General features: G+C 53.9%; 20 protein-coding genes and 1 tRNA gene. 13 read left to right on the top strand and 8 right to left on the bottom strand.

Annotation, left to right across the window (positions count from 1 at the left end):
* Positions 1–12: 12 nt before the first annotated feature.
* Positions 13–348, top strand: coding sequence for a carboxymuconolactone decarboxylase family protein (locus RA27_RS00440; protein ID WP_039533887.1), 336 nt, complete (start codon positions 13–15; stop codon positions 346–348).
* 268 nt (positions 349–616) lie between these two features.
* Here RA27_RS00440 and RA27_RS00435 read toward each other — a convergent pair whose 3' ends face one another.
* The 4 genes from RA27_RS00435 to RA27_RS00420 all read right to left on the bottom strand — a co-directional run bounded on the left by RA27_RS00435 (position 617) and on the right by RA27_RS00420 (position 7,032).
* A complete protein-coding gene (locus RA27_RS00435; protein WP_039533886.1) occupies positions 617–3,124 on the bottom strand; it encodes an FAD-dependent oxidoreductase in 2,508 nt (835 codons plus the stop codon).
* 137 nt (positions 3,125–3,261) lie between these two features.
* Complete coding sequence (locus RA27_RS00430; RefSeq protein WP_039533885.1) at positions 3,262–4,509, bottom strand: hypothetical protein; 1,248 nt, start codon at positions 4,507–4,509, stop codon at positions 3,262–3,264.
* Positions 4,510–4,620: 111 nt separating this feature from the next.
* Entirely contained in the window at positions 4,621–6,018 is a 1,398-nt protein-coding gene (locus RA27_RS00425; protein WP_039533883.1) for an FAD-linked oxidase C-terminal domain-containing protein, read from the bottom strand.
* A 27-nt stretch (positions 6,019–6,045) separates the two neighbouring features.
* Entirely contained in the window at positions 6,046–7,032 is a 987-nt protein-coding gene (locus tag RA27_RS00420) for a D-glycerate dehydrogenase (protein WP_039533882.1), read from the bottom strand.
* A gap of 175 nt (positions 7,033–7,207) precedes the next feature.
* On the opposite strand from RA27_RS00420, the gene RA27_RS00415 reads away from it, so the two are divergent.
* Positions 7,208–7,690, top strand: a complete 483-nt coding sequence (locus RA27_RS00415; protein ID WP_241484026.1) for an SH3 domain-containing protein — start codon at positions 7,208–7,210, stop codon at positions 7,688–7,690.
* Positions 7,691–7,722: 32 nt separating this feature from the next.
* On the opposite strand, the gene RA27_RS00410 is transcribed toward RA27_RS00415, so the two are convergent.
* Entirely contained in the window at positions 7,723–8,232 is a 510-nt protein-coding gene (locus RA27_RS00410) for a ferritin (protein WP_039533879.1), read from the bottom strand.
* Between the two features lie 368 nt (positions 8,233–8,600).
* Here RA27_RS00410 and RA27_RS00405 point away from each other — a divergent pair.
* The 5 genes from RA27_RS00405 to RA27_RS00385 all read left to right on the top strand — a co-directional run bounded on the left by RA27_RS00405 (position 8,601) and on the right by RA27_RS00385 (position 15,673).
* Positions 8,601–8,675 (top strand) — tRNA-Gln (locus RA27_RS00405).
* Positions 8,676–8,822: 147 nt separating this feature from the next.
* Positions 8,823–10,106: a tyrosine-type recombinase/integrase gene (locus RA27_RS00400; protein ID WP_039533877.1), complete on the top strand. Its 1,284-nt coding sequence runs from the start codon at positions 8,823–8,825 to the stop codon at positions 10,104–10,106.
* Positions 10,107–10,370: 264 nt separating this feature from the next.
* Entirely contained in the window at positions 10,371–11,075 is a 705-nt protein-coding gene (locus RA27_RS00395) for a hypothetical protein (RefSeq protein ID WP_152610616.1), read from the top strand.
* Between the two features lie 5 nt (positions 11,076–11,080).
* The gene (locus tag RA27_RS00390; protein WP_039533874.1) at positions 11,081–12,688 is read left to right on the top strand and encodes a hypothetical protein; all 1,608 of its coding nucleotides are present in this window, start codon (positions 11,081–11,083) and stop codon (positions 12,686–12,688) included.
* A 504-nt stretch (positions 12,689–13,192) separates the two neighbouring features.
* Entirely contained in the window at positions 13,193–15,673 is a 2,481-nt protein-coding gene (locus RA27_RS00385; protein WP_343294152.1) for a DUF6538 domain-containing protein, read from the top strand.
* On the opposite strand, the gene RA27_RS24555 is transcribed toward RA27_RS00385, so the two are convergent.
* On the bottom strand, positions 15,663–15,971 hold the full coding sequence (locus RA27_RS24555; RefSeq protein ID WP_152610615.1) for a hypothetical protein: 309 nt from the start codon (positions 15,969–15,971) through the stop codon (positions 15,663–15,665). The two genes, RA27_RS00385 and RA27_RS24555, sit on opposite strands and share 11 nt — an antisense overlap.
* Positions 15,972–15,991: 20 nt before the next feature.
* Between RA27_RS24555 and RA27_RS00375 the strand changes: the two genes are divergently transcribed.
* Positions 15,992–16,408 carry a hypothetical protein gene (locus RA27_RS00375; protein ID WP_039533868.1) on the top strand — a complete coding sequence of 139 codons (417 nt, stop codon included), beginning with the start codon at positions 15,992–15,994 and terminating at the stop codon, positions 16,406–16,408.
* A 69-nt stretch (positions 16,409–16,477) separates the two neighbouring features.
* Here RA27_RS00375 and RA27_RS00370 read toward each other — a convergent pair whose 3' ends face one another.
* A complete protein-coding gene (locus RA27_RS00370) occupies positions 16,478–17,008 on the bottom strand; it encodes a hypothetical protein (protein ID WP_039533867.1) in 531 nt (176 codons plus the stop codon).
* A gap of 423 nt (positions 17,009–17,431) precedes the next feature.
* Between RA27_RS00370 and RA27_RS00365 the strand changes: the two genes are divergently transcribed.
* From RA27_RS00365 to RA27_RS00340, 5 genes are all read left to right on the top strand, one after another.
* A complete protein-coding gene (locus RA27_RS00365; RefSeq protein ID WP_039533866.1) occupies positions 17,432–17,800 on the top strand; it encodes a hypothetical protein in 369 nt (122 codons plus the stop codon).
* A gap of 455 nt (positions 17,801–18,255) precedes the next feature.
* Positions 18,256–18,720 carry a GNAT family N-acetyltransferase gene (locus tag RA27_RS00355; protein ID WP_039533861.1) on the top strand — a complete coding sequence of 155 codons (465 nt, stop codon included), beginning with the start codon at positions 18,256–18,258 and terminating at the stop codon, positions 18,718–18,720.
* Between the two features lie 776 nt (positions 18,721–19,496).
* Complete coding sequence (locus RA27_RS00350; protein WP_039533858.1) at positions 19,497–20,582, top strand: trifunctional transcriptional activator/DNA repair protein Ada/methylated-DNA--[protein]-cysteine S-methyltransferase; 1,086 nt, start codon at positions 19,497–19,499, stop codon at positions 20,580–20,582.
* On the top strand, positions 20,527–21,327 hold the full coding sequence (locus RA27_RS00345; protein ID WP_343294137.1) for an isocitrate lyase/phosphoenolpyruvate mutase family protein: 801 nt from the start codon (positions 20,527–20,529) through the stop codon (positions 21,325–21,327). The genes RA27_RS00350 and RA27_RS00345 overlap by 56 nt, the downstream gene beginning before the upstream one ends.
* A gap of 122 nt (positions 21,328–21,449) precedes the next feature.
* Complete coding sequence (locus RA27_RS00340) at positions 21,450–22,238, top strand: metallophosphoesterase (protein ID WP_052265121.1); 789 nt, start codon at positions 21,450–21,452, stop codon at positions 22,236–22,238.
* Positions 22,239–22,325: 87 nt separating this feature from the next.
* Here RA27_RS00340 and RA27_RS00335 read toward each other — a convergent pair whose 3' ends face one another.
* Positions 22,326–22,796, bottom strand: a complete 471-nt coding sequence (locus RA27_RS00335; protein ID WP_039533853.1) for a RidA family protein — start codon at positions 22,794–22,796, stop codon at positions 22,326–22,328.
* Position 22,797 lies beyond the last annotated feature (1 nt).

Genomic DNA, 22,797 nt, shown 5'->3' with positions numbered 1-22,797 from the left:
AAGGATGTCGCAATGAACTGGCAGGACTCACTTGATGGCACACGTAAAGGTTTGCGCAATCTGAACGGCGCCATTCCCAATACCGCCCGCGCCTTTGGCGCATTAGGGAAATCGGTCAAAGCGGGCGGGACGCTAGACTTCAAAACCAAAGAGTTCATCGCGTTGGGCATATCCATCGCCGTTCGATGCGAGCCCTGCATCACTCTGCACACAGAAGCATTGGCCAAGGCTGGCGCCACGCGCGAAGAGATCTCGGATGTCCTGGCGATGGCGATACAAATGGGCGGGGGGCCATCAATGATGTATGCCTCCAAGGCGTTGGAGTGCTTCGACGAACTCAGTTCGTAAGACCCGAAAAGCCTGCAAATGCAGGCTTGCCTCCGGCGGAGGTATTTTCAAACAGAAGAAGCGGGGACGTAAAAAGTCCAGCCCCCCGCTGTTGGCAGGGGGCCTTCTCCTGTTGCGGTCATCGGCGCCTCCGCCTGTACCGCATCCCTATTCTCGGCAAGGAGAATTAACGATCCGTTACTTCTTCTGTTCAAAAATACCTCCGCCGGAGGCATGTGCCGTTCAAACGGCACATTCTTTAGGCGCGCCGCCCGCTTCGGTTTCCGACTTAGCCGTCCTTGCGGATGGTTTCGTTTTTAGGATCATAGGGGCTGTCGCAAGTCACCACCGCATCCCACAGCTTGTCCTGAATTTTGACTTGAAGCTTGGTGCCTTCGACCGACAGTTCGGGCTTCACATAGCCCATACCGATGGACTTCTCGAACGCCACCGAGTAGCCGCCCGAGGTCAGACGACCGACGCGCTCGCCTTCTGGCGTGTACAGCGCCTCGCGGCCCCACGGATCGGCATCGTCCGGTCCGTCGATCAGCAGGGTGCAGCACTTCACGCGTACGCCGGTCTCTTCCAGCTTGGCCTTGCCGTAGAAGTCTTTCGACAGATCAACAAAGCGTGGCAGGTCAGCTTCCAGTGGGGTCGCGTCACGGCCCAGTTCTGTACCAAACGCGCGATAGGATTTCTCCTGGCGCAGCCAGTTTTGTGCACGTGCACCGACCAGCTTCATACCGTGCTTCTCACCGGCTTTTTCCAGCAGGTCGAACAGGTAATTCTGCATCTCGATCGGGTGGTGCAGTTCCCAACCCAGTTCACCGGTATAGGCCACACGGATCGCGTTCACGGGGCACATGCCGAGTTCGATCTGACGGGCCGACAACCACGGGAAGCGCTTGTTGGACAGTGCAGTTTCCGGATCGGCGTCCTTGATCACCTCTTTCAGCACGTCCCGCGACTTGGGTCCGGCGATGGCGAATACGCCCCACTGGGTGGTCACGTCCTGGATCTCGATATAACCGAACTCCTCCATCTTGTCCTCGGCCGCCTTGCGCAGATAGTCGGCGTCGTACTCGGTCCAGGCACCGGCAGAGACGATGTAGTAGTTGTTCTCGCCGTTGCGGACGATGGTGTATTCGGTGCGGGTGGTGCCGTGTGAGGTCAGCGCGTAGGTCAGGTTGATGCGACCAACCTTGGGCAGCTTGTTGCACGTAAACCAATCCAGGAACTGGGTCGCACCAGGGCCTTTGACGACATGCTTGGTAAAGGCCGACGCATCGATCAGGCCAACGCCTTCGCGGATCGCTTTGGCTTCTTCGACGGCATACTGCCACCAGCCACCACGGCGGAATGAACGGCTTTCCTTGTCAAAGTTGTCCGGCGCATCCAGCGGGCCGAAATAGTTCGGACGTTCCCAACCGTTGACCCAACCGAACTGAGCGCCACGGGCTTTCTGCCGATCATAAGCCGGAACAGTACGCAGTGGACGGCAGGCTTCACGCTCTTCATCCGGGTGGTGCAGGATGTAGACGTGTTCGTAGCATTCTTCGTTCTTGCGCGCCGCGAACTCGGTGGTCATCCAGTTGCTGCTGTAGCGCTTGGGGTCCAGCGAGGCCATATCAATCTCGGCTTCACCATCGACCATCATCTGCGCCAGATAGTAGCCGGTGCCGCCCGCGGCGGTGATGCCGAACGAGAAACCCTCGGCCAGCCACATGTTACGCAGGCCCGGAGCTGGGCCTACCAGTGGGTTGCCGTCCGGGGTATAGCAGATCGGGCCGTTGAAATCGTCTTTCAGGCCGGATTCAGCGCAGGAAGGTACGCGCTCAGCCATCGCCATGTACTGATCGGCGATCCGGTCGAGATCCAGCGGGAACAGGTCAGCGCGGAAGCTGTCCGGCACGCCGTGTTCGAACTGCGCAGGAGCGCCATGTTCGTAGATACCCAGAATCCAGCCGCCGCGTTCTTCGCGCGCATAAGATTCGTTGTCGGCATCACGGACAACAGGGTGTTCGGGGTTGCCCGCTTCGCGCCATTTGACCAGCTCAGGATCTTTGTCCATGACGATGAAGGTATGCTCGACCGGGATCGCAGGCATCTTGATGCCCAGCATCTTGGCCGTCCGCTGCGCGTGGTTGCCTGATGCGGTCACGACATGTTCGGCGGTGATCACAACCTGCTCATCTGAAGGAACGAGGTTGCCGCCCTTCTCAACCATCTTGGTACAGGTGACTTCCCAGTGGGTGCCGTTCCAGTGGAACGCATCAGCTTGCATCTTGCGAACAATGTCGACACCGCGCTGACGAGCCCCCTTGGCCATCGCCTGAGTGACGTCGGCGGGGTTAATATAGCCATCCTCGGTGTGGTAGATCGCGCCTTTCAGATCGCTGGTTTCGATCAGCGGCCAGCGTTCTTTGATCTGGTCGGGGGTCAGCCACTCATAGGCAACGTCACATGTCTCGGCGGTCGACGCGTAGAGCATGTATTCGTCCATACGCTCTTGCGTCTGTGCCATGCGTAGGTTGCCCACGACAGCGAAGCCAGCATTCAGCCCGGTTTCTTCCTCAAGCGTCTTATAGAAATCGACCGAGTACTTGTGGATATGGGTCGTCGCGTAGGACATATTGAACAACGGCAACAGACCGGCAGCGTGCCAGGTGGAGCCGGACGTCAGTTCGTCCCGTTCGATCAGCATCACATCATCCCAACCAGCCTTGGCCAGATGATAGGCAATCGAGGTCCCAACGGCGCCACCGCCGACAACCAGTGCTTTGACTTGGGTTTTCATAACCGGGCGTCTCCCCTTGAATTCAGTTGACACCATATGGCGCATTTGAGGCGCCCTGCGCGACATTCATCCGACCAGTGATAATAGAAAAACGACCCGCAATTGATGCGGGCCGTTGTTTGCGCATGATTAACCGATCAGTTCTTGCCGAAACTGCAGCGTTTGGCGGCTCCGCTCATCGCGCAGGAAGAGCCCTCATTTCCTTTACGCACGCGCACTTCGGCTGGTGCCGCCTTTGTTGCAGCCGCAACTTCGTTCCCCCCATCCGATGATCCAAAGACGGGAATCTTCTGCAGCAGGCTCTTGAAGAACTCGCCGCCCGATTTTGACGGACCAGCATCGGCATGGCGTTGATCCGAGAGCAAGATCATCTCAAGCGCCTTTCCATAGGCCATCTGCAAATTGTCCTGATTCTCGAAAACTTTGCCGCCTGTGATATCCTCCAAGCCGGCTGCACTAAAGTCTGTCGCCGTCAGCGTATTCAACATCACCGCGCCGATATCCATATTTTCAATTTTCTGCTGTGTCACCCTGTCCTGCATAGCCTGCATCTTGTCATAGAGGATGAGCATTATGTCAGCCTTTTCAGGCTGCTCGCTGAGAGGAACAGAGATTCCCTGCCCTGTTGCGGCTGATGGGAACTCTAGCAGTGCGTTCAGCCCGGCCAGGTCGACAGATTCCAGAAACTGGCGTATCGTTGCGTCATCTGCATTGGTGTGCAGTCGCAGGACAACCTCTTCATCAAACCCGATACGGCCTTTGATTTTGCGGATATCACTTTCCTGAGCGTTGCCAGAAACCCCGCCGGTCACTTCTGCAAAAGCCACGCCATCAATGACTGCGAAACCGCTGGCCGTCTCCATCGCATTCATAAAGTCAGCTTGCCGACCCAACGCCAGACCAACCAATGTGTTGCGCGCCTTCTTGGGCTTCAAAGCGATATCAAACCAGACGATTTCGCCATTTCTTTCATAAATATAACCTGATCTGGCCAGTTTACGGATCAGACCTTCGCGCCCCCCATTCGTGAGGCGTTGCAACTCTGCCTGATCGGAAATGGAACTGATCAATGGCGAAAGTTCATACCTCGACAAGACCGTCTGGACCGGCTCGCTACCGGCATCTGTCAGGTCATGGCGCCTCCACCCCTCGGGTGGCGCAGGCAGATAAGATTTTGCACCCGTGTCCCAGCTTTTCTTGCGATCACGTTCGGTTTGTTTGGCAGCCTGCTCGGCCTTGAAAACACCCAAACGATCATTGATCGTCCCGACATAACCGGCAAAAGACAATGTGCCGTCGTGCTTTTTGTCTTGCTGGTAATAGTCAAGGCCCGTGACAACAATCGCGGCGATCAGCAAAAATCCAACGAAACGCAGCGCGCCCATAAACCAACCTCTGAATCAAGTACTGCTCCGAAGAGATTCAGTTCCATAAAATTGAGGCGTGTGTGTGGCCGATCGTTGGAATTGTCTGTCTGTCGACCTCCAACCTGCAAGTTAAAGAATCTTTCCCGGATTCATGATATTGTCAGGGTCCAGCGCAGCTTTGATCGCCGCCATATAGGTGGTCGCCGCACCAAGTTCTTTCATCAGATACGGGCGCTTTCCCTGCCCGATCCCGTGCTCTCCGGTACAGGTACCCTCCATCGAAATAGCCAGTTCGTTCAGCCATCCCACGAATTCCTCTGCGCCCGCGACCTCGGTCGCGTCGCTCATGTCGATCAATAACAAGGTGTGGAAGTTACCATCGCCGACATGGCCCACAATCGGGGCCAGCAATCCCAGTTCTGCGGCCTTGTCCTGTGCTGCTGTCACGCAATCGGCCAAACGCGAGATCGGAACACAGACATCCGTTGAAATCCCCTGCGCGCCCGGGCGCAGTTGCAGACTGGCCCAGTACATATCGTGCCGTGCCTGCCAAAGCCTGTTGCGCTCTTCGGTCGTTGAGGTCGCGGTGAAATCGGTTCCGCCGAAATCTTCGGCAATCTGGCCAAAGGTTTCAGCCTGTTCGACAGCCCCGCTGTCCGAGCCGTGAAACTCCAACAGCAGCAGAGGCGTTTCAGGAAGGTCCAGCCCTGAATAGGCATTTGCCGCTTTGACCGACATCTGGTCCAGCAACTCGATCCGGGCAACCGGGATACCGTATTGAATCGTCATCATGACGGCCTGACAGGCCGCATCAACCGATGGAAACGAACAGCGGGCTGAACGAATAGCCTCGGGGATACCCTGCAACCGTAGTGTGATTTCGGTGATGATGCCCAATGTGCCTTCCGCGCCAATCAACAGACGCGTCAGATCATACCCGGCCGAGGATTTGCGTGCGCGATGCCCGGTGCGGATTACCTGGCCATCTGGCATCACCGCCTCAAGGCTGAGCACGTTATCCTTCATCGTCCCATAGCGCACCGCGTTGGTGCCGGACGCACGCGTCGCAGCCATCCCGCCCAGCGACGCATTCGCACCCGGATCAATGGGGAAGAACAGCCCCTGATCCCGCAGATGCGTGTTCAGATCGGCGCGGGTCAAACCGGGCTGCACAACGCAATCCAGATCCCCGACGTTGACAGCCAGTATCTTGTTCATCTGGCTCAGATCGACAGAAATGCCGCCGGCAGGTGCATTCACATGCCCCTCAAGAGAAGTGCCGGTTCCGAATGGTATGACCGGCACCTTATGCTCGGCGCAGACCCTGACGATATCGGCCACGTCCTCGGTTGAATGAGGGAAAACAACCGCATCGGGGCTCTGGTTCTCAATCCATGTCGTGGTGTGCCCGTGTTGTTCACGAATAGACGCGCCGGTCTGCAGCCGGGCGCCGAACCTCTGCTTCAGGATTCCCACGACCGTTTCTATCCCGGCCTCGTTTCGTGGCAAAGCGGCTGCCTGCACCATCGCGTTCCCCTTCACTCAGACCGCAGCCTATAGCATCGCAGGAACAACCTGATCGGGCGGGCGGTGGCCATCCTCGAAGGTCTTGATGTTGATGATGACTTTCTCACCCATCTCGATCCGCCCTTCGAGCGTAGCCGAGCCCATATGAGGCAGCAGCACCACATTCGGTAGCTGCCGAAGGCGAGGGTTCACGTCCGTGCCCTGCTCATAAACATCCAGACCCGCCCCGGCGATTTCTCCCGCGCGGATCATGCGCGTCAACGCGTTTTCATCGACAACTTCGCCACGCGAGGTGTTCACAATCACAGCCGAAGGTTTCATCAGTTTCAGCCGCCGCGCATTCATCAGATGAAATGTCGAAGGCGTCGACGGGCAGTTGATCGATATGACATCCATCCGCGCCACCATCTGGTCCAGACTGTCCCAATATGTCGCTTCCAAATCCTGTTCGACTTCCGGGCGCAACCGGCGGCGATTGTGATAGTGCACCTGCATTCCAAATGCGCTGGCGCGACGGGCAACCGCCTGCCCGATCCGGCCCATCCCAAGAATGCCCAGCCGACGCCCGCCAACCCGGCCACCCAGCAATGCAGTTGGCGCCCAGCCAGCCCAATCGCCCTTTTGCATCACGCCCAAGCCCTCTGGGATACGTCGGGTAACCGCCAGAATCAGGGCCATTGTCATATCAGCCGTATCATCGGTCAGAACACCCGGTGTGTTCGAAACCAGAATGCCCCGCTGGCGCGCCGTCGCGACATCGATATTGTCAACTCCGGCACCGTAATTCGCGATAAGGCGCAAATTTTCACCAGCCTGCCCCAAAACACCGCCGTCAATCGTGTCGGTGATCGTTGGAACCAGCACATCTGCCTCTTTGACCGCAGCGGCCAGTTCCTCGCGTGTCATCGGGTCGTCATTGTCGCGCAGCTTTACATCGAAAAGCTCGCTCAACCGGGTTTCCACCGCTTCGGGTAACCGTCGCGTAACGACAACACTCAGACGTTCTCTTGGCACCTTAGCCCTCCTACCGCTTTGCAAACAGCCGCGCGCCATGGCATCGTGGCGCAGGATTACACGGGGCACAAGAACCCCATGGGCATCGTCTCAACCTTTTTTGCATACGATCCACAGGCATAAGAGCAGACAGGCAGTGAGTGCTAGTTTTTCAGTGAACCGCCGTTTTGTGGCGTTGATCTCGGTATTTCTTCTCGCGTTCGGCGTCGTCGCTGCGTCTGCGCAGGAAAAACGTGGCCAGGTGACGAATCTGCCACTACCACGATATGTCTCGATGAAAGCAGCCGAAGGCAATGTACGACGCGGACCGTCCCTGACCCACCGAATCGACTGGGTTTTCAAAAGACGCGGCATGCCTTTGCAGATCACGGCCGAATACGGCAACTGGCGCAAGGTTCAGGACCGCGACGGCGCCGGAGGCTGGGTACACTACGCGTTGCTTTCAGGCGTGCGGACTGTCCTCATCGAATCCGATTTGCTGTCGGTTTACGCGATGCCCGATCCCAAATCGCAGGTTAACGCGCATTTCGAAACCGGTGTTGTCGCCCGGCTGGAAAAGTGCACACCCGACTGGTGCCGTATCTCGGCAGGTGGCTATCGCGGCTGGACCCTCAAAAGCAATCTTTGGGGGGTCGACCCTGCCGAAGTTCGGGAATAGCGGACGCCCCCTGCCCTCGTTGTCAGTCGTGTTTATGCGTCCGACTGACCGCCGCCACGCTTGGCAAGTTCCTGATCCAGCAGCAACAGATTCCAACGATCCCCGCTGGCCGCCTTTGCTTTATCCAGGATCGACGTAAACAGATCCTCTTCCTCGATCTGCTCAGCCAGGAACCAGTTCAGCATGTTCTGCGTACTGTATTCCTTGACCTCATGCGCCAGCTCAAACAACGCATTGATTTGTCCCGTTACCATCTGCTCCTGCGCCAGTGCCTGCTCGAGAACGTCTACAGGCGACGCATATTCCGTTTGCGGCTTGGCGATCCCGTCCAGATTGATCCGCCCGCCCCGCTTTGCGATAAAGTCGAATATACGCATCGCGTGCGTATCCTCTTCGGCAGAATGGCCCCGGAACCAGCTGGCGAATCCGGGCAGGTCCTGCGCTTCGAAATAGGCGGACATCGCCAGATAGGTGTATGAGGCATGAAGCTCATTGTTGATTTGCTTGTTCAACGCCTCTGCGACTTGCGTGTTCAGTTTCATCGCTCGCTCCTTGTTGCTGGATAGCACACTTTGACTAGCTAGACCTTCAGGCATTCAAATTCAATCGGCATAGAGCTTAGTTTATCGATACCAATCAATAATTTACGCGCACAATAGCGCAATTGAAACGCAATCGCAGATAAAAGCCCTGACACTTTGCCCAGGCGGTGCCCGCAGGCGATTAAGCCCAGGAATGGCCTCTTGGATTTGAATCGCAAAAACAGGCCACGCACCGATCATTCACCCCTCCATGAGGAAGCGAGGCCCACAGTCAAACCGCAACCGCATAAATTTGCAGAGCGGCATCATTTTTGTCCAAAAAAGCCCTTGAACCCCGAAAGCAACAGTCGTAGATAGCCGCTCACCGTTGGGGTGTAGCCAAGTGGTAAGGCAGCGGTTTTTGGTACCGTGTATCGTAGGTTCGAATCCTACCACCCCAGCCACAAAACTTCTTAAAAATCAAATACTTAGAAGCGATCAAGATGTAAGTTATACTTACCTTGATTTCTGCCCCACACCTCCCCCACAGATAGTGCATGGTCGCGGTTCCGGCCGGCTGCGTCCCCCAAAAAACAACGGGAGACAACGACATGCGCAGCAAAAGCGTTCGTATAAGTGACAGAATCATTGGCGATTCCAGACGGTACAGAGTGCGTTGGTACTGTGATTGGAGTGAAAAATATAAGGAGGAGACTTTCAAGTCTCTGGCTGAAGCTAAGCAACGCAAGCGAGAAATCGAGGCAATGAACGCTTCTCAGGTCGGTCCGGGCATGCGGGAGATGAAATTCTCTCAGCTCGCCGAACAATATATGGAAGCTTCAAAGCGCGGCAGGTATGGGAAAATGCCGCTCGAGTACTCAACGCTTAAGGGCTATCAACATTACTTGGACGAGCACGTACTCCCGTACATTGGGAATGTACCTCTGAACGAACTGACCAGAGACAAAATGAGCATGTTCATGGGACAGCTCACTGAGAAGTTCACCTCTAGACAAACCGCCAAGCATGCATTCGACCTTTCCAAGTCAATCTTGAACTGGGCTGTAGCGAGGGACCTTATCGTCAAAAGCCCTGCCTACAAATTGGCAGTTCAGTTGAACGACGGCAGGAGCGGGCCTACTTCACGATCACTGCATACTCGAGCGGAAGTCAGTATCATTTTTCAAACTCTCGCTGAACTTCGCAAGCACCCCAACAAGCAAGTTAGGCGGAGTTGGATAAAATACAGCGCACTAATTGCATTGATTGCGTCAACCGGAGTTAGAATTTCGGAAGCCCTTGGCATCAAGCGAAGCGATATTTCTGAGGATTTCACGTCTATTACTCTGCGCAGGAAGGTTGATCAAAGTAGGCGCGGCAGACCAGACAGCGACAGGGTCGGGAAAATGAAGTCTGCTAATGCCTACCGCGCGGTCCCCATCGGTTCGCTGGCGCGACGCTGGTTAATTGATTACCTTGCTACCCATGAACACGACTTTGTTTTCTGCACCAAAGCCGGGCTTCCAATGCATCATTCTCAAGTCAACAACTACGGTTGGTATCGAGTCCAGAGAATTGCAGGGGTCAGACAACGGGGCCTCCACACCTTGCGGCACAAGTTTGCTTCTGAGTTGATGCTTCGTGGGAAGTATTTGGAAGCTCAAAAACTTCTTGGTCACCACAACGCGTCGTTCACTATGTCGCAGTATGGTCATCTCATCAGTGATGAAAAAGAAAAAATGCAGGCCATAGCCGAAATGGTAGCGGAGACCTTCATGCCTCCCCCTGATCAAGTTTCACTAAAAGATGACACAGGTGAAGCGTCAAAACACAATGAAGAAACCGACCTTGAGGAACGCGAACCTCTTGATCGCGACGACTCCTCAGAGTCTTAGCCAAGTCACAGAGGGGGCATCATATGAACTTCAACGCGATGCACCGATCGTGTGCTAGCCTCGTGTTTGCCCCCCACTTTCAGTGCCCGTATACACAGGCCTTCAAAATTCTCTATTTGATTGCTTTTACTGTGAAAAAAATGTTGCTAACAAAGCCCCTAGATTGTCCTAAACTCAGAGATTTCTAGCTGAAATGTGTGAGGCTGCATTTCATGTCGAGAAGTCTTAGGCATATACTGATATCTAATTTATTAGGCTTGCAGCATGGTTGTAGATCACTACTCGCAGTTACTATCACGCAGTCAGACAGCTCTTAGCGAGCTACAGAATGACGGCGAAAAAATGGCTCAATTCACGGTAGCACACAACGACGCCGCAGATATTGATCAGCTAGAGCGTCTAATAGCCGATAGAACTGAAGCAACCATGTTCAAACTGGCTCGAGTTGAGTACCAACATGCTCTTTATTCGGCTTCATTCGCACAATACCGTCAGGCGCACATAAGCCTTCGGCTGTTTTTCGAGCTTTCGCTATGCTGCATTCTTTTCTCAGCTCATGAGATCGACATTCGCTTGTGGCTCAAAGATCAAAAAGACTCGAATTGGCAATCAATCATAAACGAACAGAACGGAGTGTTCTCTAAGCACTTTGTCGGGGCCTTTTTTGAAGAGATGAAAGAGCACTGCGATCAATACCGCAGCCTTGCAAAGACCCTGTACAGAGAATGCTCGGAGTTCGTTCATGGGAACAGACAATCCTATGAAGGCATAGATACCGAGATTTCATATAATCCGGATGTACTAGAAGCTTGGGCTGACCGAGCTGACACTGCAAGACTGATCGTTAAATTCGCTTTCATATGTCGACACTTAAGGGATGCTTCGGCAGAAGTGAAAAACGAGCTTGAAGACTTGGTGCTCGAAGGGTTTGGTGACCTGGCCCCAATTCAAGCAATTTTTGAGGATTAAGGCCGATGAATGAATTTTTTTATAGAACGGAAGACATCGGGCCAACCGACATCCTCAAATATTTTGTCGAGACTCAGGAAGATCGTTTGGCCATAGACCAATTGAAGGGTAGAAATCCAACAATACTGGTTGGCAGCCGAGGTGTCGGAAAATCCTTCCTGATGCGTGTAGCCGAGAAAGAGTTGGCCACCGAGTACAAAACATCGAAAGTGGTGCCGGTTTATGTGACGTTCGTTAGTAGCTCACTCTTGAGAACTGGTGATCCAGATCAATTCCGACATTGGATGCTCGCAAGAGTGTGCAGAGCTGTGTTGCGCAAAGTCAAAAAAATGGGTTTGCTTGGTACCGTGCCTAGCAGCGCCAACATCCTTGCTGGGTTACCCGCAGATCATTCCGACACCGATGGCTTGGAACGAATAATTAAGTCTTACGAAGAGTCTTGGAGAAATCCCAACCAAAAGATTGACAGCAGCGCAGTACCGGGCATCGAAGACGTTAAGGAAGCTTTGGAGGATTTGTCGGAAGAGCTCGGCATCCAAAGATTCTCACTCTTCATGGACGAGGCTGCTCACATCTTTCTGCCCACTCAACAAAGGCAGTTCTTTACCCTCTTTCGTGACCTTCGCAGCCACTGCGTGACATGCAATGCCGCCGTTTACCCCGGAGTTACAAGTTACGGGGATACTTTTCAGCCGACTCATGACGCCACGATGGTTTCCATTAATCGGGACATTGGGTCAGATGAATACGTCGCAAGCATGCGAAAAATCGTTGAAAAACAAGCTGACTCTGGCCTGTTGAAGAGTATTACCCGTAACCGGCAGAATTTCGCAATTTTGGCTTACGCCGCTACTGGAAATCCGCGTCTGCTACTTAAGACAGTTGCTACAGCTCCAAAGATGAATTCTAGCGAAGTGAACTCTGTCATCCGCGAGTTTTACCGTGGTGGAATTTGGGCGGAGCATTCTGCCCTGTCAGATAAATACCTTGGTCATAAATCGGTAATCGACTGGGGCCGCGATTTCCTTGAAGACACCGTTCTTCCGGAGCTTAAGGTCAAGAATGATGGGTATCTTGAAAGAGAAAAGAACTCAACTTCGTACATTTGGATTCATCGGGATGCCCCAGAAATAGTCAAAGAAGCTCTTCGAATCCTATGTTACACCGGCGTACTTACAGAACACTCGGGGGGTATTCGTGCGACCCGCAGCGAAGTTGGCAAGAGGTACATAGTCAACTTAGGTTGTTTGTTCGCCCTTGAGGCGACACCCGCGACAACTTCGTTCCAGATCGCCACTGCACTCACTCCCAAACGTATGAGCGAATACGGGGCAAATCACCCTGCATTTGCACCACTACTCCAACAGAACATCGATCTTTCTCAGATTCAAGAAGGGTTTGATTTGGCTGACCAATTGTCCAAGCCTAACACAGTTTTGGACATTACCGATTGGCAAAGATCCAAACTGGATGAACTTGAACTCAAGACTGTCGGTGACGTTTTAGCTGCATCAGAAACCAAATTAAAAGAAGCCCACTATGTTGGTGACGTGAGAGCAAGGCGTATGCGTAACGCCGCCATTGCATCAGTCCTAGAGTACCTATCGGGCTAGCTTTTTATTGTCGTTTGCCGATGATGTGCGTCCTTCGGCAAACGACGAATGTCGGTGCTTCAGTTCGGAATAAAGCGACAGCCTTCCGTTCAGCGGAGCCTCCAGCCGACGTCTGGTGTTTCACAGTTCCCCTTCAAGGATTTGGTCGCCCAATACAACAATTGTGACTTTCAGCGATGCCACAAATTTATTTTCCATGTTCTTGTTATCTCTCTCTGAATTCAGGAACTTCAACTTCAAGTCGATTTCTAAGACATTAAGCCACTTTTTGCTTCCCCAATCGAAAATGTATTGGGCAGCTACCCAAAATTGGGTGAATTTGTCATTTTAACTTACAATTTTTTTAAATTTAGATGAGTTCCCAAGATTGTCAGTTTTAATGACCAAAGCGAATCAGCTTAACCTCTTGAAAATCAACATGTTGTATTTTATCCTAATTTCACGGTTGGACTTTATACTTTTTTGGTACCGTGTATCGTAGGTTCGAATCCTACCACCCCAGCCATGAATTTCCCAAAAGCCAATGAAATCAAAGGGCGAGACCTGTCCCTGACGCGCCGCGTGTCACAGTCCTCAGAAACTGTGATACAGAGTGTAACACATGCCGTTGCGCGCTATGCCCGCAAGCGTGCCGACTCGTCCCGTCGAAAACCCAAACACTGCGCCTGTCCCTACCTTATGCGAAGGGGCCGGTTTTTCTATTTCCGCAAACGCCTGCCGAAGACCCTAACAAACTTACAAACAAACTCATTTCTCTGTTTTTCGTTGCGAACCGATCTCCCGCACGACGCCGTGATGCGCGCCGCAAGGCTCCTCGCGGTCTACGAGCAAAAGGAGATCGAAATCGTGGACATGCTGAAAACAACTACCCTGGCCCCCGCCGATGCAAAGGCTCTGCTGACCGAAGCCCTTCGGGCGGAACTGGCCCGGATTCTTATCGAGCAACAGAGCATGGGCAACATGTCCGACGAAGACGTTGATGTGCGCATTGAGAAGCTCGAAGCTGAAAACAAGAAACTGCGCCGTGCCGCCAGAACCGAAGATTGGGCAGGAGTGCAAGCCCTGCTCAAGCAAGCCAATGGAATGATCTCGCTTTCCTTGCCTGACCCGCTCTCGCCGGACCTTGGTCGCCAGGCAACTTCGTTAAAACGACGCATCAACGATGTCGAAAGCGACGTCATAGAGGGCGACGATGTGCAGTCAGCGAGTCGCGCATTGCTCAACGATCATGGTATTGAGGACTTTGACAACTTCGTTCAGGAACCCGTCCTACTTTCCCAAGCGTGGGCCCAGACTCGGGCGAACTATCCAACCAAGTCAATGCAGGGCAATATCAATGCGTTGGAAAGGCTGACATTGGAATTCTTCGGGGACATTCCCGTCCCAGCGATCTCAAAAGAACGTCAAAAAGAGTTCTTTGCGTGGGAAGCCCGATTGCCCCGCACCCAAGGTCGCAGTCACGGCAAAAACCGCTTCAACAAAGATGGCAAGAAAATCTTGAAGGCAACTGAGATCTCAACGGCTGATGCTCATGACCTTTTGGTGACCGAAGAGATCAGGGAACGGGATGATATTTCAATCGCGGAAAAGCGGGCGATCCTTGCCGATAACCTGATACCACGCCGCACGATGACGACCATCAAGCGAGATCGGGACGGACTGAACCGCATGTTCAAGAGCGCCAAAGATCTCGGCATCGAGCCACCGGAAGCGTTGTCCTATAAGGAGGTTGAATGGCATATCGCGGCACAGGCTCCAAATGACGAACTCTATGTGCGTGTGACCAAACCCAAGATCCGTATGCCCTGGACGGAAGAGCGGCTGGCGAGCTTCCTGACATCGCCGATATTCACCGGTTGCGCATCCGAGCATCGCCGTTCGAAACGTGGACCGATGATCATCCGTGACGCCACTTATTGGGTGCCACTTGTAGTCCTCACAATCGGCTCGCGTATTGAGGAAATCCTGCTTCTGAAACGCAGCGACATCCGATATCGTAACGGTCACTATTGCTTTGCCCTCGGGACAGGGCCAGAACAACCGGGCAAAACCGAGGAAAGCAAGCGCGTTGTTCCAGTGCCTCAGCTTCTTCTGGATCTTGGGTTCATGGATTGGTTCCACTCACTCCGGGAAGAGCATGGAGTGCTCCTTTTCCCTGAAGCGGCACGGCGGACAACCAGCGGCGATGTGACAAGCGCCTTCGGCAAACATCTGCGCCGTATTCTCGACCGGTTGGATCTTGGTGATTTCGACGAGGACTTCTACGCCATGCGTAAAACCCTGTCGAGCAGGCTGAATTCCGCGCTGGTTTCAGACGGTCAACGCCAAGCCATCGCCGGGCACACCCGAGCGGAACTCCTGACCAGGAAAGAGGCAGGGAAGAAAAGGTCGCCGAAGACTGGTGATGCCATGCCGAGGGGGCTCACCCAAGCTCAGAGGTTCCGACAGATCATGGATGACTTGGAGACCTTCCGGACCTACTGCGGCGGGGTGGTTCCAGTCGGCCATCGTAACACCTGGCTGCATTTTTATGCGACCTGTCTGACGTATTTCCCGAACGCCGGTGACATCGAAGCGCAGATCACCAACATGGCCGCCATCGCCACACCGGGGCTGAAGCCGAATGACGTGCGGGCAACCATCAGGCAAGCCTTGGACAAGGCAAGCCGTCCGACTTCCCATTGTGTCTGGAAGGATGGGCGCTACAGCTACAAGGGGTCAACGATCGCCGAAAAGCTGGGAATCTCGGCCCAGTTGGCTCGGGATCTTGGTTTGCGGCAGGTCGTCCCGGTTGAAGAGCGTAAGCACCGCAAGGCGGTTACTGAGCGCGCGCGGCAGGCGGCACAGGGTGCAGCCACACGCGACGAATACCTGGCCGAGAACAATGCCTCCCGGACAAAGCCCTGGCTGGCACTCGGCATCGGCAGGACCAAGTATTATGAGCTGAAAAAGGCCGATTCCTTGCCGGAATTGGCTACTGCGTAAGGCCGGACAGGTCCGTGTCCGCAACAGGGGGGTATTGAGACCCCCTGGGGAACGCAGGGGAGAAAAGAGCCCGCCCACCACCCAGATCACCACCTGACAGATGGGACCGGATCAACAGCGGCCCACCGGACAGGCCCGCGCCTGCAGTGGACGGCACCGACTTGTCCGGCGGGCCGCCGGCACAACGCCGCAACCAGTATGAAACGCAGATCAGAAAGGAAAACGTAAGGCAGACGGTATTCATCGACTTTGAGGCTTCGAGCCTGAGCCCCGCGAGTTGGTCGATCGACGCTGGCATAGCACGGATCGAACAGGGAGATGCTTGTCGACAGCAAATTGATCCGGCCGCATCCATCATGGTTCATGTCGGAGTGGCATCTGGACAGCGCCGCCGTCCATTGCATCTCGTTGGAGGAACTCGCAGATGCCGAACTGGCGAAAGACATCGCGGGCTGGCATACTGATAAAGTCGCCCGAGAATTCACTCTCAACGATGCGCCCGTATTCGACCAATACTGGCTCGACCGGCTAATGAGTGTGTTCGATGCCGACCATGGTATCGAACTGGGTGCTTTCGATATGTCCGTCTGTCAGGCCTGCGCTCAGGAAGGCTCCAGTGCGACAGGCCGCATCCACAAAATCTTCATGGTCAGGGCAAACAGATCGTCGACCCACCGAGCAGGCACCGATGCGGCCGATCTCGCTCAAGCTTGGTTGGCTGGCTTCAGTTTCTGAATTGACATCTAAGCCGAGCCAACGGTCAACATTCACTAAGTTGTCGCTGTCAATGTGTTTGAATTCATACTAAGTAAATTCGGCAGCGAACGGCGGCAGATGCTCCACCTCACACCGCTCGACGATACGATGGCTCAGGACCCGAACTGATTTTGGATCAACAACACAATAGGAATCCTCACCTTTTTGCCCTTCATGTTCGTTTGGATAACGGAAAGCGGAAACACCTGTTGGCACGAGGTTGTCCACCACCTGCATCAGCGCTGAAAACTGATCCTGTCTCTGCATTTCCGAGACTTTCGCCATAAGTTCGCGGTAAGACCGCCGATCCCAGCCCAGCAAATTGATCTGCTCGAACAGGAGAATGAACCCTGCAGGCTGAGCCACAATCCAGTCTGACACTTGTTTAACGTGATCGCCCAAGTCTACTTCGCAACGGTAGAGGATGTTTGCTACTTCCCGACCAGGGAGACAATCATGATAGTTGGTTGCGATTCTTCCCAACGCCGCATCCAAAGTCCCGAAGTGTTGCAAGGGCCAAACAGAATTGTGGTCCGGAAATTTACCGCCGTGATAGAGCTCAAGAGTTTCATTTTTCATTTGTCGAATTAACTTCCCTGGTTGTCACTTCACAGGTTATTACTCCTGCATGGATATGTTTAAGTATCTGATTTTAATTAACAAGGGTGAGGGTCAAGAATATGCCTCTGTCCCATTTCTTAAGTCGATATTCGCCCTGAACGCGAGTGGCAATCAAATTTCTTCGCATTGATGCACTAAAGGTCATTCCGTTTTCATTCGCTCCCTTGTGGTGAGGGAGCGAACTGATAACGAACGCCCTTCTTGAGTTGGTCAAGGTAAGTTCAAGCTGAAGAACTTTGGCCCTTCGCGAGTGAAGCCTGGGTCTTAATTCCCACCTCTTACGGAGGCCCGGGCAAACCAATGAAACCCCAAAAGGAAAACCAAACATGCCGCGCTTGAATCTGGCTGCATCCTGCGGCCGGCGCCAAACGGAGAACAACTATGTTCGACCAATTTCCCGACGGTCTCGCGGAACTACAGGATTTCTTCCTGACACATTCCGAAGGCCTCCAAAACGCCTCCTTGTTGCTTGGCGGCAAGCCGGAACTGAAGGCTACCGCCGATCTAATAGACGACATATGCACCACCACTGTGCTGACACGCCGCCTCAAGACAGGCCTGCTGCGCCTTTTGGATCTGCTGACCCTGCAACACATCCATGATCCGAAACGACCCGAGAGCGCCTATTTCGCTGACTTAGATCCCAGCGCTCCTTATGTCGAGGATATCTGCCTACTGTCCGAAGCCTATTTCGACGTTCTTCTCTGCCTTGATGCGGTAGATGAAATCCCCCTCCCCCTCGCCGCCTGAGGTGGCTGCCCTGCGCTGGCAGACAGTCATCTGCCAGTGCCTTGAGAGATTGCCCTTCGCAATCTCATACTTAGGAGGATGAAAACATAGATATATCGATTGAGGCAAAGCTTCATGAAATCGTTCTGTCTGCCATCCAGCACGGTAGGCGGCTGGCAGAAGAGTGGCGTGAAGTCAGGGCTGGTCACTTTGATGGGATCGTTGGGGTCGCAATCGGGCATGTTTGCAGAACTCCGCCCAACCCGCCGATCACTTCGGAAGAAATCCTTCGCCGGGGTCTTAAAGGTTTCGATGTGCCAATTTTGGGAGGTCTGCCTATCGGGCACCATCCGGATGCCGAATCCGTAGTAATTGGCGCTGAAACCGTGATTGACGCCGACGCAGGAATATTAACTCAATGGACCGATTAAGAACCCAAGCGAGACATTCGAAGTTATTGATCATACCATGTTGATATGACAGGTCAGATCAAATTTGTCGCCGCAAACGAAGAGCACGCCGAAGGCATCAGCAAGGTAATTTGCGATGCGATCCGAAGGGTCAACGCCGAAGACTACCCAGCCGCCGAGATTGGGCGGCTTGTTAGCAACTTCTCGACATTTCATGTTCTTGATTTCCTAAAGAAGAGGCTGACCATCGTAGCCTTATCTGACAACGAGGTCGTCGGAACAGGTTCACTGCAAGACTATGAATTAAAGTCTTTATTTGTAACACCTGATCTGCATCGCAGGGGTATTGGAAGCACTTTAGTGGCCGAGCTTGAGAAGGCTGCTTCCGAACGAGGTTTAAGAGAACTCAAAGTTTCGTCTTCGTTGTCAGCGATAAAATTCTACTCGTCATTGGGCTATGTTGAGGAAAGTCGCCAGTTCTTTGGGGAAGAAGAGACGGTTGTAATGGTCAAGACAAAAATCTCGCCGTAAGCGCAAAGCAGTTTTGCCCCACGCGCCGGACAATGTGCAATTGCTGTGAGCAAGGGCAGAGAAAGCTGCCCCTGCTCGGTCGGCTACTCAAAATGGCACCCGATGGTGCGTCGGCGGTGGGCGTTCAACTTCCGGCGGGAGGCCAACGTCCTTCCTCAGATAATCCGGCAGTTTGTCTATCCTGCGTAGAACAGGCCGCCCCACACTGGGTGGCGGGGTGAAAATAGCCACCAGCCGCAGCAAAAGACCACGCGACCGGCTGATTGGAACATAAAGTGATAAGCTTGGCATTGTTCTCTCCATGGTTGATGGAAAGCCGCCACATGAGGAAAATACAAAAAAGGCCGCTCATGAGGCGGCCTTCAGATCGGAAACCTGTCAGACCGCTTTAACGGGCTACTGCGCCTGCCGCGCGAAGCATTGAGGTCTGACAATTCAGCATATCTGATCACTCCTGTATCAGGGTTTCCAGTTCCGTAAGTTACCAGAAGGATAGCCTTGGCTCAACAACCTATACGTTTATTGGTCGATTTTCGCCGGAATGCGAACTCTCGCTCCTTTTGGAACCTTGTTTTACGCCGCTGATCTGGCCGCCTTGATCTAACCTCACCGTGCGCGCCACGCGCCCGTCAGTCGCTGAGATGCCGCAAGTCGGGAAAGAGACAAAGTGACGAATGCTGCGTGACGGACGAATGTCGGCTTTCGCACAGGTTCGAAGTTTAATACACGCCTGATTTTCGGCGGCACCTTTATTTGAGTGTGGTAGCTGTGTCGCCATGCTTTTTGATCTTCCAGACCACGACACCTTGTATCAGGCGCTTTTGGACCGTGATGCTTCGTATGACGGACAGGCCTATGTTTGTGTTTCTTCTACCGGCGTATTTTGCCGACTAACTTGTCCGGCTCGCAAGCCCAAGCAAGAGAACTGCACCTTTTTCGGAACAGTCGGGGAATGTATCGAAGCAGGGTTCCGCGCTTGCAAGCGCTGTCATCCGCTGCAACCGATGGCGCTGGCAGACCCAGCAATTGCGGCATTGTTGGCCGCATTGAATGAGTGCCCCGACTATCGTTGGCGCGAGGGAGATATTGAACGTATGGGGTTCGATCTTTCCACTGTCCGGCGGAGTTTCAAACGCCAGTTTGGAATGACTTTTCTGGAAATGGCGCGTCAAAGGCGGCTCCGGGACGGATTTGAAACAATCGCTGATGGCGGCGCGGTGATCGAAGGCCAACTTGACGCCGGTTTTGACTCTCCGAGTGCGTTCCGCACAGCTTTCCTTAAACTGATGGGAAAGGCACCGGGCAACTTGTCCTCGGACCCGTTGCTATTTGCGGATTGGGTTTCGACGCCGCTTGGAGACATGATCGCAGTCAGCAGCAAGTCACAGCTGCACCTCCTTGAGTTCTTTGATCGCAAAGCACTGCCGAAGGAGCTTGCGCGACTCGATACGTTCGCCAAAGGTCGCCTAGGCATCGGGCGGGCTGAGCCGTCAGAGCAGATCAAGGTGGAACTTGCGGCCTTTTTTGACGGGTCATCGTCAGATTTTCAAACCCCGCTCGCATATCACGGTTCGGATTTCAGTGGATCTGTCTGGGATGCGCTCAGACAGATTCCGGCGGGTAGTACCCGCAGTTATTCCGACATTGCCTCAAGCATTCGACGACCCTCTGCCGTCCGCGCAGTTGCCCGTGCGAACGGTGCAAACCAGATCGCTCTAGTCATTCCCTGTCATCGTGTCATCGGAGCTGATGGATCGCTAACCGGTTATGGCGGGGGGCTCTGGCGCAAACAGAAGCTCTTGGAAATTGAGCGGCAATATCTGCCAAAGAAAACAAAAGGAAACAAACATGTCGCAAGCTGAAAAGGCGTCTCGTTTCGCGGGCCTGCATCAAAGAGGCAATCCGCTTGTGCTCCACAACATTTGGGACGCGGGAGGTGCGAAGGCTCTAGCGAAGGCGGGTGCCCCTGCTATCGCCACCGGGAGCTGGTCAATGGCGGCAGCGCACGGGTATGAGGATGGCGAGGCGATACCGTTGGAGTTGGTCTTGAGCATCGCCAGGCGCATCTGTGTCAGTGTTGATGTGCCTGTGACCGTGGATTTCGAAGGTGGGTACGCGACTGAGCCCACCAAGGTCGCTGAAAATGTCCGCAAGGTGATCCGTGCTGGTGCCGTCGGGATCAATTTCGAAGACAGGATCGTTGGGGGTGGGGGGCTCCATCCAATCTCTGAGCAAGTGGCCCGCCTCAAGGCAATCAGATCCGTCGCTGCCGAAGAATCTGTTCCTCTCTTTATTAATGCGCGCACCGACCTGTTCCTCGGAACAGACCCTGAAACGCATAAAGACAGTTTGCCGGAAGCGCTGGAGCGCGAGACAGCTTATGCCGAGGCCGGCGCAGACTGCTTTTTTGTGCCGGGCCTCACCGAAGCCTCATTGATCTTACAGGTCGCAGACGCAGCGTCATTGCCCGTGAATGTCATGATGATGGGTGATCTGGCGGCGGTTGATGACGTTGCTTCCATGGGGGTGTCCAGAGTGAGCTACGGCCACGGGCCTTACTTACAGTTTCTTGCAGATCTCAAGAAAGCTTACGCTGACGCATCGTAACACACATCGCCCTGTATTCTCCTAAGAGTAGGCATTCGTGCTGCAATAGCGAATGCCCGCTTTAATCCGCATTGCCTCCTTTGCCGGTACCGTAGTGAAAGATCAGTTTAGAAGGGCCTGGAATGATCAAAATCATTTGGATGTCCGATCCGCATTTCCAGAATGAAGGCACAATCGACGGGCTGGATCCACGCGCGCGGCTCGCCGCCGCAATCGACCACGCCAACACCCATCACGCAGATGCCGATTTCGCCGTACTTTCCGGAGACCTGGTCGGGGACGATATCGAGGGCGACTATACTGCCTTGGCGGAATACTTAGCCAACTCAAAACTGCGTATCTACCCAATGGTGGGCAACAACGACGACAGGAAGGGCTTTCGTTCACAGCTTTCCTTGCCCCGGACCTCGATGTCGGATTTTGTCCAGTATTCGCTCGACACTGCAGACGGGACAATAATCTGCCTAGATACGCATAAGGTTGGATCACATGCGGGTCAGTTTTGCGAGGTGAGGCGAGCTTGGCTAGATGAGTTGTTGCGCAAGACCAGTGATAAACCGGCATACATTTTTATGCATCACCCACCGCTGGCTCTCGGGTTGCCCAAGCAGGATGAGATTATGCTTGAGGACGGCGATTTGTTCCTCGACCTCGTTAGCCAGCATCCAAACGTAAAACACCTGTTCATGGGGCACGTCCATAGGCCGACCTGCGGTAGCGTTCGCGGTATTCCCTTCGCGACAATTGGTGCGCTGTCTTTTCAAGCGCCTGCGCCGCGTCCAGCATGGACCTGGGATAACTTCAAGCCAGCAAAAGAAGCACCGCAATATGCTGTAGCTGAGATCGCAAACGGCAATTTGACATTGCAGTACACCCAGTTTTGCGAGTTTGAGTTCGGCATGGAGAGTTAATATGTATGTAGCTGATCACGGCTAGCGTGCGACAAAGGTGGGCGAAGAAACCCGTCCGCTTCACCAAAGGCTTACAGCGTAGGTCGGCTATCGAGATTTGACACGAAAAACCGCCTCAACTTCAACGGCTGCGTTCGCTGGTAAGCTTGCGTTTCCAACGGCAAAACGCACATGATTTGCTTTCTGCGGACCAAACACTTGCACCATCAGATCAGACGCACCGTCGACGACTTTCGGGTGCTCCGAGAAATCCGGAACAGCATTTACGAACGCACCAAGCTTTAGGAGCTTCTCAACTTTCTCAAGATCGCCAATCGCGGCTTTGGCCCGTGCAAGAATACCAATCGCACAAAAACGCGCGGCTTCGTAGCCCCGTTCAAGATCAACATCCGCACCAAGCTTGCCTCTGACGACCTCGCCGTCTGCGTCAATCGATATCTGCCCGGAGATGTAGAGGTATTCACCGTCCAAGAGATACGGGGCAAAATTCCCCAGAGGGCGCGGCGCGTCGGGAATTTGAATCCCGAGCCGCTCCAGGTTCTTTGCAATGGTATCCAAA

The organism is Ruegeria sp. ANG-R (assembly GCF_000813985.1).
In the GTDB taxonomy this organism is placed as follows: domain Bacteria; phylum Pseudomonadota; class Alphaproteobacteria; order Rhodobacterales; family Rhodobacteraceae; genus Ruegeria.
The sequence above is the reverse complement of the archived record's forward strand: the minus strand, read 5'-3'. Positions and strand labels throughout refer to the sequence as shown.

Coding starts and splice junctions, on each gene's coding strand:
- RA27_RS00440 (WP_039533887.1), top strand. CDS start 13: ATGAACTGGCAGGACTCACTTGATGGCACACGTAAAGGTTTGCGCAAT.
- RA27_RS00435 (WP_039533886.1), bottom strand. CDS start 3,124: ATGAAAACCCAAGTCAAAGCACTGGTTGTCGGCGGTGGCGCCGTTGGG.
- RA27_RS00430 (WP_039533885.1), bottom strand. CDS start 4,509: ATGGGCGCGCTGCGTTTCGTTGGATTTTTGCTGATCGCCGCGATTGTT.
- RA27_RS00425 (WP_039533883.1), bottom strand. CDS start 6,018: ATGGTGCAGGCAGCCGCTTTGCCACGAAACGAGGCCGGGATAGAAACG.
- RA27_RS00410 (WP_039533879.1), bottom strand. CDS start 8,232: ATGAAACTGAACACGCAAGTCGCAGAGGCGTTGAACAAGCAAATCAAC.
- RA27_RS00400 (WP_039533877.1), top strand. CDS start 8,823: ATGCGCAGCAAAAGCGTTCGTATAAGTGACAGAATCATTGGCGATTCC.
- RA27_RS00395 (WP_152610616.1), top strand. CDS start 10,371: ATGGTTGTAGATCACTACTCGCAGTTACTATCACGCAGTCAGACAGCT.
- RA27_RS00390 (WP_039533874.1), top strand. CDS start 11,081: ATGAATGAATTTTTTTATAGAACGGAAGACATCGGGCCAACCGACATC.
- RA27_RS00385 (WP_343294152.1), top strand. CDS start 13,193: ATGAATTTCCCAAAAGCCAATGAAATCAAAGGGCGAGACCTGTCCCTG.
- RA27_RS24555 (WP_152610615.1), bottom strand. CDS start 15,971: ATGCCAGCGTCGATCGACCAACTCGCGGGGCTCAGGCTCGAAGCCTCA.
- RA27_RS00375 (WP_039533868.1), top strand. CDS start 15,992: ATGCTTGTCGACAGCAAATTGATCCGGCCGCATCCATCATGGTTCATG.
- RA27_RS00370 (WP_039533867.1), bottom strand. CDS start 17,008: ATGAAAAATGAAACTCTTGAGCTCTATCACGGCGGTAAATTTCCGGAC.
- RA27_RS00365 (WP_039533866.1), top strand. CDS start 17,432: ATGTTCGACCAATTTCCCGACGGTCTCGCGGAACTACAGGATTTCTTC.
- RA27_RS00355 (WP_039533861.1), top strand. CDS start 18,256: ATGACAGGTCAGATCAAATTTGTCGCCGCAAACGAAGAGCACGCCGAA.
- RA27_RS00350 (WP_039533858.1), top strand. CDS start 19,497: ATGCTTTTTGATCTTCCAGACCACGACACCTTGTATCAGGCGCTTTTG.
- RA27_RS00340 (WP_052265121.1), top strand. CDS start 21,450: ATGATCAAAATCATTTGGATGTCCGATCCGCATTTCCAGAATGAAGGC.